Annotated in this window: 11 protein-coding genes and 1 other annotated feature; of the genes, 4 read left to right on the forward strand and 7 right to left on the reverse strand. The window is 31.9% G+C overall.

The genetic code is table 11. The features are described from left to right. Positions 1–40 precede the first annotated feature (40 nt). Positions 41–1,354 (reverse strand): replication-associated recombination protein A, encoded by a 1,314-nt coding sequence (locus tag ABG79_RS06780; RefSeq protein ID WP_057978461.1) that lies wholly within the window; start codon positions 1,352–1,354, stop codon positions 41–43. Positions 1,355–1,364: 10 nt separating this feature from the next. Continuing rightward, positions 1,365–1,658: a YciI family protein gene (locus ABG79_RS06785; RefSeq protein ID WP_160318227.1), complete on the reverse strand. Its 294-nt coding sequence runs from the start codon at positions 1,656–1,658 to the stop codon at positions 1,365–1,367. 156 nt (positions 1,659–1,814) lie between these two features. On the opposite strand from ABG79_RS06785, the gene ABG79_RS06790 reads away from it, so the two are divergent. Beyond that, the gene (locus ABG79_RS06790) at positions 1,815–2,681 is read left to right on the forward strand and encodes a GNAT family N-acetyltransferase (protein WP_057978464.1); all 867 of its coding nucleotides are present in this window, start codon (positions 1,815–1,817) and stop codon (positions 2,679–2,681) included. Between the two features lie 37 nt (positions 2,682–2,718). Continuing rightward, positions 2,719–3,903 carry an MFS transporter gene (locus ABG79_RS06795; RefSeq protein ID WP_057978466.1) on the forward strand — a complete coding sequence of 395 codons (1,185 nt, stop codon included), beginning with the start codon at positions 2,719–2,721 and terminating at the stop codon, positions 3,901–3,903. A gap of 99 nt (positions 3,904–4,002) precedes the next feature. Here the strand turns inward: ABG79_RS06795 and ABG79_RS06800 are convergent, their stop codons facing one another. From ABG79_RS06800 to ABG79_RS06820, 5 genes are all read right to left on the reverse strand, one after another. After that, positions 4,003–6,312: an ATP-dependent DNA helicase gene (locus ABG79_RS06800; protein WP_057978468.1), complete on the reverse strand. Its 2,310-nt coding sequence runs from the start codon at positions 6,310–6,312 to the stop codon at positions 4,003–4,005. 13 nt (positions 6,313–6,325) lie between these two features. Next, positions 6,326–7,606, reverse strand: coding sequence for a hypothetical protein (locus tag ABG79_RS06805; protein ID WP_057978470.1), 1,281 nt, complete (start codon positions 7,604–7,606; stop codon positions 6,326–6,328). 77 nt (positions 7,607–7,683) lie between these two features. Continuing rightward, positions 7,684–9,345, reverse strand: coding sequence for a hydroxylamine reductase (gene hcp, locus ABG79_RS06810; RefSeq protein ID WP_057978472.1), 1,662 nt, complete (start codon positions 9,343–9,345; stop codon positions 7,684–7,686). Between the two features lie 167 nt (positions 9,346–9,512). Then, the gene (rbr, locus tag ABG79_RS06815; RefSeq protein ID WP_057978474.1) at positions 9,513–10,097 is read right to left on the reverse strand and encodes a rubrerythrin; all 585 of its coding nucleotides are present in this window, start codon (positions 10,095–10,097) and stop codon (positions 9,513–9,515) included. Between the two features lie 20 nt (positions 10,098–10,117). Further along, positions 10,118–10,381 (reverse strand): ATP cone domain-containing protein, encoded by a 264-nt coding sequence (locus tag ABG79_RS06820; protein ID WP_057978476.1) that lies wholly within the window; start codon positions 10,379–10,381, stop codon positions 10,118–10,120. 205 nt (positions 10,382–10,586) lie between these two features. Next, positions 10,587–10,815, forward strand: a binding site (T-box leader). An 89-nt stretch (positions 10,816–10,904) separates the two neighbouring features. Here ABG79_RS06820 and trpS point away from each other — a divergent pair. After that, positions 10,905–11,900 carry a tryptophan--tRNA ligase gene (trpS, locus tag ABG79_RS06825; RefSeq protein WP_057978478.1) on the forward strand — a complete coding sequence of 332 codons (996 nt, stop codon included), beginning with the start codon at positions 10,905–10,907 and terminating at the stop codon, positions 11,898–11,900. Between the two features lie 114 nt (positions 11,901–12,014). After that, a complete protein-coding gene (locus ABG79_RS06830; protein WP_083490364.1) occupies positions 12,015–13,406 on the forward strand; it encodes a leucine-rich repeat domain-containing protein in 1,392 nt (463 codons plus the stop codon). Positions 13,407–13,492 lie beyond the last annotated feature (86 nt).

Below are 13,492 nucleotides of genomic sequence, written 5' to 3' on the forward strand. Positions count from 1 at the left end.
AGAGTAATATTGTCAACTTTATCGTTAAAAAAATTTCAAATTAACCTTTCCAAAGCCTTTTTAATCTCTCGCTTATTTTAACTTCATAACCATTATTTGTCGGATTGTAATATTTTCTTCCTCTTATTTTTTCCGGTAAATATTCCTGATATACAAAATTATTTTCAAAGTTATGAGGATATTTATACCCTAATCCTCTTTGTAATTTCCTTGCACCACTATAATGGGTATCTCTAAGGTAGCCCGGCACCTCTATATTGGGGTTTTTTCTTACATCTTCTATAGCATCATCTATAGCAAAATAACTTGCATTGCTTTTAGGCGCACATGCTACATATATAGCAGCCTGTGACAATATAATCCTGGCTTCTGGAAGTCCAATAAATTCTACTGCCTTTGCAGCACTTACAGCAACATTTAACGCCATAGGATCTGCATTTCCTACATCTTCACTTGCACAAATAACTATCCTCCTTGCAATGAACATAGGATCTTCCCCGCTTTCTATCATCCTTGCAAGATAATAAACTGCAGCATCTGGATCTGAGCCGCGCATGCTCTTAATAAATGCTGAAATAACGTCATAATGATTATCTCCGTTCTTATCGTAATTTATTGGTGGCTTTTGCATACATTCTGATGCATCCTCGAGCGTTATTACTATCTTTTCGCCAACCTTGCTTGAGGTCATGACAGCCATTTCAAGTGCATTTAACGCTCTTCTTACATCCCCTCCGCTGTTGTTTGCAAAAAACCACAGGACATCATCAGTTACTTCGATTGTATAATTTTTATATCCCTTTTCGCTATTAAGAGCCTTTTTTAAAACCTTATAAACATCAACAGGTTCAATTTGCTTTAGTTCAAATATCAAAGATCTTGATAGCAGTGCTTTATTAACTTCAAAATAAGGGTTTTCAGTTGTGGCACCTATTAAAACTACAATTCCCTTTTCAACAAAAGGAAGAAGGGCATCCTGTTGAAGTTTATTAAACCTATGTATCTCGTCTATGAATAATATTGTTTTTTTGTTATACATTTTTTGATTTTTATCAGCCGTTTCAATAGCTGCTTTTATTTCTGACAGGTTTGAAGTTACTGCATTTATCTGCATGAATTCTGATTTTGTTGTATTTGCAATTATCTTTGCAAGGGTAGTTTTGCCCGTTCCAGGAGGACCGTAAAGTATTACAGAAGTCAAATTATCAGTAATTATCGCCCTATAAAGCATTTTACCCTTTCTAACTAAATGTTCCTGTCCTACAAATTCATCCAATGTTTCAGGCCTCATCCTCTCAGCAAGAGGTTCTAATTTTTCCTTATTCTGCTTATTCATATAATCAAACAAATCCATTTTTATCACCTTAAATTAAATTTCCTATTGAAATTTTGAAATCATGTAACTCTGCTTCAAACACGCCCCTTTTTACTGCAGGGTCATTTTCCATGAATAATTTTGCTTCCTCAAAATTATTGCTTTTAAATATTACAATGCCAAAAGCTGCATCAAGACATGGTCCAGCAAGCAACACTATTCCATTTTCATGAGCCTTCTTTAAATATTCAAAATGTTCTCCTACTATTTTTTCCTCTTCTTCAGTAATCGTCTCCATAAAGTTTTCTTTGTAAGGAACTATTTTATAAATATAAGTTTCCATCATTCTCTCTCCTTATATACATTCTTTCAAAATAATATATTCTATTTATTTTTTAAATGTCCTCCTCTAAATTATACATTTTATCCATTTCATTTATCAATAATTAGTAATATAATAATCTAATAAGTTGATTATCATTAAAATGGGGAGGGTATTATGATTACATATAAAAAAATTTCACATGACGATTATGATAATTTATTGGATATTTCCAAGGATATATGGGGCGGAACTGATTATTTGCCGCATATTTTTCATCAGTGGGTTGATGATAAAGGTTTCTTTTTGGGAGCATACAATGAATATGATAAATTGGTTGGGTGTGCAAAATTATCCTACCTTTTAGATGGGACAGGCTGGCTTGAGGGTTTAAGAGTTCATAAGGACTACAGAAACCTAGGTATAGGCAAAGAATTGGCTAGTAAAATTTTAGGTATTGCTAAAGAAAAATTAAAAGATAGCGAAATAAATAAAATTGCATTTGCAACTCATTTAACAAACGTTGAGAGTATAAACATAAATACTAAACTTGGCTTTAAAAAAGAATGGGAAAGTATTATAATAACCAAAGATGAACATTATATTCCTAAATTTAAAATAGAAGATTTTAGAATAGAATACTTTAATTTAACTTATGAAGATTATTTAAAGCTTGATTATTGTAAAAAACTTAATGGCCTAGTTCCATTATCATTTAAATTTGAAAAAGTCACACCAGAGCTGATTGAAAAAATGAATAAATCAAATCAATTTATCTCTATTAACGGTTACAAAGGTATGTTCTCAATCAAAGGAGATATTAGTTTTGAACCCTTTGAAACAAAAGTTGAAGCAATCGATGCATTTTATGAATACTTCAGCGTACTTGCAAAGGAGAATAATCTTCCTCAGCCTATGACTTCTATATGTAAAGAAGATCTCTCTTTAAAGGAAGTCTTAATAAACAATGGATTTAATACTTGGTGTGATTGGCAGCCTGATTATTTTTACTTTGTCTTAAGTGACATTCATCCCATTAATTGAGTTATTTGGTTGATTTACACTTTTTAAGGAGGTCAAAATGAAAATAGATAGAAATTTTAAACTTAATATTACATTTTATTTAATATACGAACTGTTCTTAGGAGTTTTTGTTGGAGCATACATGTTTTTACTAGGCCCTTATATTTTAAGCCTTGGTTATAAGGAAAATCTTGTTGGAACAGTTTCTTTAATTCAAACATTAAGTTTTGCTGGATTTGCTTATATTGCTGGAATTTTTAGCAGTAAGTTTACAGATAAAGCGCTTTTTGCTTTTGTTTCTATTTCAAGCTCCTTAAGCGGAATAATGTTTATTTTTTCGAAAAACATCATTCTAGTTATCGCCGGAGTTTTGTTATATTCGCTTGCTATATCAACAATTGTTGTTATAAAAACTCCATTTTTAATAAGAACCACAAAAGGATTTAACACAGTAAAGGTTATCGGGATGGTATTAACTTATTGCGTAACTACTAATTTGATAGGAAATTTTTTATCAGGCAAAATATTGAGTTTGTTCGGCTATAACTTTTCATGGATTTTTTTTAGTTTATTTGCAATTTTTAGCATTATCCCAGCTTTTCTTATTAAAACAGAAAAGGCAATTACTCAAAAAGAAAAAACAAACAATAAACTCCAATTCGACAAGAGGATGCTGTTCCTTGTATCATATACATCATTAGGAGCGTTTGGTTATGGTCTAATTGGTCCATATTATACAACTTATTTGATAAACAAACTGAATTTAGACACGTTCTCAGCATCCTTTATAAACAATTTTAGTATAATCGGGATGATAGCTGCCATGCTTCTTTCTCCATATGCAGCAAAAAAATTCGGAAAAACTAAAACACTATGGGACGCCAAAGTTTATGTATTTCCGGTTTTATTGCTCCTTGTTTTTATCAAGAATAACATTTTGTTTTTTTCTACCGCTTTAGGTCTGCTTTATTTTTTGAGGTCATTTTTCTTAAATATTCCAATACCTGTTGAGAGCGATTTGATATTAAAGTCTGTTCCTGAAAACTATCAGGACAAGTTTAACAGTATAATTGTATTTGCCAATAACTTCACAGTTTCAATATCTTCTTTTGTTGCTGGCTTTATAATATCAGACTTTAATTTTGGATATGAGATTACATTTACTTTAAGCGCTATAATATTCATAATCCAAGGATATATGTTCTTAAAATTCAGCGCAGCAAACTTAAAAAACAAAGCGTGATTGTTTCTTGAAGTAGTTATTAAATAAATTTGTTAAAAAAGCTCCGCAATTTTTTGCAGGAGCTTTTTACATCTAACTATATAAAATTATTAATTTACATCAATTATTCCAAAAATTTTCTGTTAATCCTTCAATCTCCTCATCCTTACTTATATATTTAACAGGCTTCCACAATTCAGGAATCAAATCCCTATAAGGTTTTTTATCAAATCTGTCGTCAATCAACAAAACAACTCCTCTATCCTTTTCGGTCCTAATCAGCCTTCCAACAGCCTGCATCACCCTGTTGAATCCAGGGTATACATATGCATATTCAAATCCTCTTCCAAAAGCATTATCAAAATGCTCCTTTATAACATCCCTTTCATATGATATCTGTGGAAGTCCAACTCCAACTATACAAACTCCAATCAATTTGTCCCCATCAAGGTCAATACCTTCACCAAATATGCCACCCATCACTGCAAATGCAATAAGACGTTTCCCTTTATTTTCACTAAATCTTTTTAGAAATAATTCCTTTGCTTCCTCAGTCATATCGCTATTCTGAACATAAACATCTGTATCCTCCATCTTAAACCTATTCAAAACCTCTCTCATGTATTTATATGAAGGAAAGAAGATTAAATAATTTCCTTTTTTAATTGAAAAAGATTTAATTGCATTAGAAATTCTATCATAAGTATTTTCCCTGTCTGAGTAGCGCGTTGATATAGACCTGTCCAATATAACAAGCATATTATTCTTTGAAAAGGGAGATTTTAATTTTATCTTATTTACCTTTTCTTTATATAACAAGTTTATATAATAATCCAGTGGACTTAAGGTTGCTGAAAACAGAATGGCTGAATTTGCTTTGTTTAGGATGGAACTTGTAATTTTAAAGGGATTAAGACAAAAGAGCTTTACTTTGAGATCTTCACTGCTCAAATAAATAAAAGTTCTGTAGTTTTCATCAAACAATTGGCTTATTTTAATAAAATTAATTATCTCAAAATATAAGTTGATAAGTTCATCGTCATTTATTTTGTGTTCAACAATGGTTTCTTCAATAATATTTTGGCATTCATACAATGAGTCCACTAAATCTTCTGGAATAATGCTCCAAACTTCAAATGCCTTGTTTAGTCTTTTCTTAATTTCGATAAATTTCCTGTTTACTTTTTCCAGCGCTTTTTTAAGCTTGTTATAATCCTTATATTTCTTTTTAAAATTCATAAAGCTTCTTTTATTTAAAGCTGCAGAATACATTTCCCTGCCTCTGTCGACAAGATTATGAGCCTCATCAATTAAGTAAATAAAATCGTTCTTATCTGCCTCAAAAAAACGCTTTAGACTGGCTGATAAATCAAAAGCGTAATTGTAGTCGCATATAACGATATCGCAAAACAAAGAAATATCAAGCGAAAGTTCAAACGGGCACACCTTATGTTTTTCAGCATAATATGCAATCTTCTGCCTATCTATAATTTTCTCCTTCAGAGCCTCAAATATAGCTTGATTAACTCTGTCGAAATGCCCCTTTGCATAAACGCACTCTTCAGGACTACACTTTCCCTTTAAAAAACATATTTTCTCCTTAGCAGTAATGGTGACGCATTTTACCACCAAACCATCATTAACCATCATATTCACTGTTTCTTCAGCTACTGTTCTTGTTATTGTCTTTGCAGTAAGATAAAAAATTTTGCTCCCTAAACCTTCTCTAAGTGCCTTAATAGCAGGAAAAAGCGTCCCTATTGTCTTTCCTGTCCCGGTTGGTGCTTCTGCGAACAATATTTTTTTATCCCTGATTGTTTTATACACCGCAACAGATAATTTTCTTTGTCCTTCCCTGAACTCTTTAAATGGAAATTGAAGTTTTTTAATAGAGTCATCCCTCGACTTATTATGTTCGCAAACCAATTTTACCCAAATTTTGTATTTTTCTAAGATTGCAATAAAAAAACTTTCCAGTTCGGCTAAAGTGTAGTAATGTTCAAAAATTTTTAATTCAAGAGTATCAACATTGCAATATGTTAATCTTACATTGATGCCATCCAAATTTTTTTCCTTTGCATACAAATACGCATAGCACCTTGCCTGAGCAAGGTGCAAAAAATTTTCCTCTAATCTATCCAAATCCTTATTTGTAGTTTTTATTTCATCAACTGTGATTATTTCACCATCTATTATACCGTCGATTCTTCCAGTAATTTCAATTGAGTATTCATCATCCTCATATAAATAGGTTATATTTACTTCAGCGGAATAGTTCTCCTTAAATTTTTTTTGAATCATTTTATGAATTTTCGTCCCCTCAATTGCTCTTTCTATTCCGCCTAGTCCAAACTGACCAGATTCAATACTTCCGCTTTTTAATATAAATTCTACTAGCTCTCTAACTGAAATTTTGTCTTTGAATTTCATACTTACCTCACAATCAATCCTTTTTGAATAAATGTATTACATTTCCTTCCTTGTGAAATTTCTTTTTGGGCTTTTCTTCATTCTTTTCCTCTTTTTTATATTCTTCCTCCAGCGATTTTAATAAATCTTCCAAATCATTAATCTTGATATTCTTCCAAAAATCAAAGAATTCCGGATTTTCAGTAATCTGTTTTCTCATTGATATTATCTCTTGCACATCTACTTTCTTGTCAAATACATCCTGATACTTAACGCGTCTTGGACTTCTTAATATAGTATCACCTAATCGCGATAAGTCATAAATCAACATACTTGTAAAAATAATCTCTTCAACAGGTTCATTTTCTTCTTCGGCCTGTATAACCATATCAAACAATTCATTGAATTTCAATCCATCCAGATAGCAGGGCTGAATAATGGGTATATAATAGCTGAATGGAATTATGAACTCTTTAATTAAAATGGACTCAGCCATAATAAATTCATTTAAATAGCTAAAATTCAATCCTTCAAAGTCATTCATCAAAAATTTTTCAATTTGTTTTTTCTTTAAGCCCAAAGCTTTTAATAGTGACTTTGCCACTTCTTCAAAAATCATTTTATTTTTTAGTAAATTCTTTACGTAATCTGCATTTATCACATCTGAATTAATAACTCGTTTCAAGTGATATTCTGTGTTGGCAATAATATAGTCAATCAATATTTTATAATATTGAGTTTCACTCCATCTATCTATTTCTTTATCTACAGCAACCAACCTTCTCGAATTTTTTTCTTCAACTATTTGTATTGCACCCACCATTAATGCAAACTGCAAAAGATATAAATAATAATTTTCTTCTTTTATAGAAACTTCGTTTTTATAAACATCAAATATTTTGTCCAAAGGAACATTTTTCATTTCTAGAGGGTTCTCTTTTATTATCTCCTGAAGTTTTCTTACATCATCTAAAACACTGCAACGCAATATATGATCGATTCTAAAACTAACCCTAAAATCTCTTATCTCATTTTCAATAAATATAGGCGTTATATTTGGCAAAACAACAGATTCTCCACCATATCTTTCATACACAATTCTGTTTATTATGTTTGCCGGGGAAAAATATGTATTATCTATCAATGAAGAAAAATACCATTTCATAAAAATCCACTGTGAATTTCTAATTATAGCTTTTTTCTTTTTTGTCTGATTCTTCTTTAACTTTTTATATGCTTCTCTAAATTCTTCTTTATAAATGTCGAGTAACAATTTTATGTCTTCATTTTTCTCTACGAATTCATCAATAAACATTTAATCATCTCTCTTTCCTAAAAGATAAGTATATTATATACCAAAATATACAAAATAAAAAGGAGAGGCAAGCTCTCCTAAACTAAAATTTCTCCTAAATCATGTTCGGCATTTGATATTGGCATAATGTTGAAATTATCTATTAATACCTGCAAAACATTAGGGGTAATAAATGCAGGTAATGTTGGCCCCAATCTTATATTTTTAATTCCAAGATGAAGTAGTGTCAATAAGATAGCAACTGCTTTTTGTTCATACCATGAAAGGACAAGATGCAAAGGTAAATCATTAACTCCACACTTAAATGCATCTGCAAGCGCAAGTGCTATCCTTATAGCTGAATATGAATCATTGCACTGACCTACATCTAATAACCTTGGTATTCCTTCAATATCCCCTAAGTCAAGTCTGTTTATTCTATATTTTCCACAGGCAAGTGTCAAAATTATAGTATCCTCTGGAGCCCTCTGAGCCATCTCAGTGTAATAATTTCTTCCTGGCTTTGCTCCATCGCATCCTCCAATAAGCATAAATCTCTTTATCTTGCCCTGTTTAATTAAATCTATTACCTTATCAGCAACACCTATCACTGCGTCGTGTCCAAATCCTACTAAAATTTTCTTTTCGATATTGTCTTCTTTATATCCTCCAAGCTCTAAAGCCTTGTTTATAACTGGAGTGAAATCCTTTTTACCATTAACAGCATCTATATGTTGAATGCCAGAGAAACCAACCATGCTTGTCGTAAATAATCTATCTTTGTAGCTGTCCTTAGGAGGCATCAAACAGTTAGTTGTAAACAATATTGCGCCTGGCAGATTGTCAAATTCAACCTGCTGATTTTGCCATGCTGTTCCAAAATTCCCTGCTAAATGCGGGTATTTCTTGAGCCCTGGATAAGCATGTGCAGGTAACATTTCACCATGGGTATATATATTAATACCTTTACCTTCGGTCTGCTTTAATAATTCTTCCAAATCATGCAAATCATGGCCTGAAACAACTATAAATGGCCCCTTCTTAACTCCCAGTTCAACTTCAGTCGGTTCAGGTATTCCATAATGTTCCTTATGCCCTTCATTTAGTATTTCCATACATCTGTAATTAACTTTACCACATTCAAGCGCCAATCCAACCAAGTCGTTTACAGAAAGAGCATTATTCAATGTTGCTGCAAGCCCCTTATGGAAAAATGCGTATACTTCTTCATCCGATTTTCCTAAAACCTGAGCGTGATGAGCATATGCACCCATTCCCTTTAATCCGTAAATTATTATTTCTCTTAATGACCTAATATCCATGTCAAGTTTTTCATCTGCCATTATACCCTTTCCCTTTGATTGTTCTAAAAGTTCTTCTACTCCACCACTGGGTCTATAAAGAGCGGCTTCAGGTTCCTGTTTATCCCATTTGCCATGCTTTCTTTCATATTCAGTTTTAACCTTATTCTTTAATTCTTCCTTATACTTATCAGCTTGATATATCATGTCAACAAATCTCTGGTTGTCAAAATTAACGTTAGTTAATGTAGAAAACATAGCATATGCTATAAAGTGGTCAATATTATTGTCTACAACCCCAATACTTCTTCCAATGTTCCCATAAAATGCTATGACCTTTAAAATATAAATTAGGAGATCCTGCAGGTTAGCCGTATCAGGCTGTTTACCGCATACCCCAATCTTAACACATCCCTTTGCACCCGCCGTCTGCTCACATTGGTAGCAAAACATTTCCATAACCTTTCCTCTCTTATTGTTTTTTAAATTTATTATTAACAATATGCAAATAATAAATTTAAAATTATATATTATCATAAAATAACGTAAGCCCTATGAAGATTTAACGACTTTATTCGCAAAAGAATAAACGTAATCTCATAGGGCCTAAAAATTATAGTCTAGAATTAATATGCTTCTACAAAAACCTCAAAATATCCCTGTGGATGCTGACATGCTGGGCATGTTGCTGGGGCTTCTTCACCTTCATGAACATATCCACAATTATTGCACTTCCACAATGTTTTTGTTTCCTTTTTGAACACCTTTTCATTTACTATATTATCGTATAACTTTCTATATCTTGCTTCATGTCTTTTTTCAACTTCTGCAATTTTCCTAAAAGCAAATGCTATCCTTGGAAAACCTTCTTCCTCCGCAACCTTTGCAAATTCAGGATAAAGGTCTTCCCATTCTTCATGTTCGCCATTTGCAGCATAATTTAAATTATCTAAAGTTGTTGAAAGTCCAACAGGGTAATCTGCAGTTATGTTAACTGTTTCTCCCTTTAATTCTTCATTTAAAAACTTAAAGAAAACTTTAGCATGTTCCTTTTCATTTTCTGCTGTTTCCATGAATATGTTAGCTATTTGAACATAACCTTCCTTCTTTGCAACGCTGGAGTAATATGTATACCTCATTCTAGCTTGAGATTCTCCAGCAAATGCCTTCATTAAATTTTCAGCTGTCCTTGTTCCTTTTAGTCCTGGCATTTAAACCCCCTCCTTAAAATTTATAATTTAAATTCTTGATAAGCTTTAGCAACATCCTTGAAACCAAACTCAATTAGTTTTTCAACCACAACGTCTTTAATAAAATCAGAATCAAGGACTTCAATTTTTTCGTCGATCAATCTTTTTTCTACTTCTTGGACGACATTTTCTACATCGGATAAATTCATAGGTTCCTTTACATCATCCGAGGCGTTTTCAACTGTCGTAATTAGCTTATCCATATCGAAATCTTCAATACGGCCATCCTTCTTTCTAACCTTCATTATACCACCCCTTAAAGCTATTATTCGAAGAAATCATTATTTATTACAGCAGCATTTTCTGTTAATATTAGATATTATTTGCTAAATTAAGTATAATTATATCAAACAATGATAACATTATCAATAATATGTTGTAATTTTCTGAAAATTTTATAAATACATCCTTGAATTCTTGACAAACTAATATTAATATAATATATTAAACTTAAATCCAATGAAGGGAAGCAAGTAGATTAAGTCACTGACTTCAAGAGAGCTGCAGATGGTGGAATTGCAGCAGTTACACTTAATTCGAATGGGTCCCAAAGGAGCTAGGTGAACTTTAGTAGCTAAAGCCGTGAGCCTTACGTTATAAAGGCAGGATATAATAGTATCCGTTGAGGGAAAACATTAGTTTTCTGAATTAGGTGGCACCGCGCGCTCGCGCCCTATACATTTGTATAGGGCGCTTTTTATTGGTGACATTCACTTGATTTCTTGAGTTCTTGAATTGTTTGTCAATTTATCAGAAAGGGGAATATATATGGAAGAAAAAAAAGTCATTTTTAGCGGAATCAAACCATCTGGCGACTTAACTCTCGGAAATTACTTGGGTGCGATAAAAAACTGGGTAAAACTCCAAGATAATTATGATTCATATTTTTGTGTTGTCGACCTTCATGCGATAACAGTAAAGCAGGAGCCTGCCCTTTTAAGAAAAAGAACTATAGAAATACTTGCACTTTATATTGCATCAGGAATTGATCCTGAAAAGAATACACTCTTTATACAATCCCATGTTCCTGCACACAGCGAAGCCGCTTGGCTTTTAAACTGCTATACTTATATGGGCGAGCTGGGGAGAATGACTCAGTTTAAGGACAAATCGCAAAAACTTGGTGAAAGCATAAGTGCTGGGCTGTTCAATTATCCTGTTTTAATGGCTGCAGATATACTTTTATACAACACTGACTTAGTCCCAGTTGGAAAGGACCAAAAACAGCACCTTGAACTTGCAAGGGATATTGCAGAGAGATTTAACAACCTATATAGCCCAACATTTAAGGTTCCAGAAGCATATATCCCTGAAAGAGCTGCCAAAATAATGGACTTACAGGATCCAACAAGGAAGATGTCAAAATCAGAAGATAATCCAAACGGTTATATTCTATTAATGGACACTCCTGAAGTTATAAAGAAGAAAATTTCAAGGGCTGTTACGGATACAGTTGGAGTGGTAAGATATTCTGAGGAACAGCCGGGAATAATGAATCTTATCAATATTATGTCGGCTATAACAGGCCTCACTCCGGAAGAAATTGAAAGAAAGTATACAGGATGTGGATATGCTCAATTTAAATCAGATGTAGCAGATGCGATTGTTAATGAACTTTCTCCAATTCAGGGAAAGGTTAAAAAGCTGATAAACGACAAAACGTATCTTGAAGACGTATATAAAAAGGGTGCAGAAAAAGCAAATTATGTAGCTAATAAGATGCTAAGAAAAATTCAGAAAAAAATTGGATTCATTCCTAGATAGAGGCATAATTGCCTCTTTTTTGTTGGTATATATTAACATTGTTTTAAGAAGCAGTTTTTGGTATGATGATTATAATAAGTTTATTAATTTTTTGTAAAGGGGTTGAAATCAACTATGAAAAGGTTCGTTCCACGACTTCTCAGCACGTTACTACTAACCATCATCACAATTTCATTATTTCAATGTGTTTCTTTGGCTAAGACTACATACGTTAAGTTCAAAGATAAAAACCTTGAGGTTCTTGTAAGAAAAGAAATTAAAAAATCAAAGGGCTATATAACAAATGTGGACATGCTAAGATTAACTAAAATTCAAGCCGCAAGAACTACTACAATTACATCGCTTTCTGGACTAGAATATGCTAAAAACATAAAATTAATAACCATTCCTAAAAATACAATTTATGATTTAACTCCACTTAAGTATTTAACTAAGCTTGAAAAAATAGAAATATATTCAAGTGGAAAAATAAGAGATATCCGCCCATTGGCAAACCTAAAAAATTTAAAATATTTAGATTTAAGCGGTAATATGATTACAGATATTACTCCATTAAGATATATGACTAAACTTACTGTTCTTGATATTTCATATAACAAAATTAGCAACATTAATATTATTAGATACCTTCCAAACATAACTGAATTGTATATTGAGAACAATTTTGTATCAGATTTAACTCCACTAGTTTATCTGAAGAGACTAAAAATTTTTTATGCGGATGACAATAATATAACTAAAATGCCTACTTTGCCTTCTACTTTAGAGGAGCTTTCTCTAAATGGTTATACTAGACTTGACGTTGCAAAACTTAATAACCTTGTTAATCTTAAATATTTATATCTAGATGAAACAAATCTTTCTTCGCTTAATTTTATTAGTAATAAACCAAAGTTAATTGAACTATATGTAAATAACAATAATATATCAGACATTAACCCTCTATTTCTTTACCTAACAAACAGGCCTAACAAAGAAGATAATTTTTATGTTGAAATTAAAAATAATAAGCTAAATTTATATGAAGATAACAACCTTTTATGGACACAGCTAACTGATATATTAAAGACTAATCCAAATGCAGAAGTAAAATATTACGATGACATTGAAATCACAAGTTTAGCTACTGAATTGGCGATAACAATTAACCCTGTATTTTCTCAAACTAGCATAATCAATTGGAGCTTTGACGAAAATGGCAACTTAATTAATAACGGAACAAACTACAACGAAAACCTAAATCAGTTAGCAACTGAAAAAGACGTTACTTTTTTTGTGTTTGATAAAAACTTTAATTTAATATATAAATCAAATCCAGATTTCAATTTTACAATTTCCGATGGAATGCAATATTTCTTTGAAACATTGCATGAATATGGTATTCCGATATTCTGGTTAGGCCATAATAAGATTAATTCTGTAGAATATATCAACGAATATATACCACTATATGATTCAAACCAACAATTTATTGGTTACTTCGTAATATTAAAGGCTACAAATTAAAACAAGAGGCTGTCGCAACAGAATAACTATGATACATTTAATTTTTTGAGCGAAGCCCGAGAAATCATTCATGTGGCTCAATATTT

The sequence above is a fragment of the Caloramator mitchellensis genome (assembly GCF_001440545.1).
Lineage (GTDB): Bacteria > Bacillota > Clostridia > Clostridiales > Caloramatoraceae > Caloramator > Caloramator mitchellensis.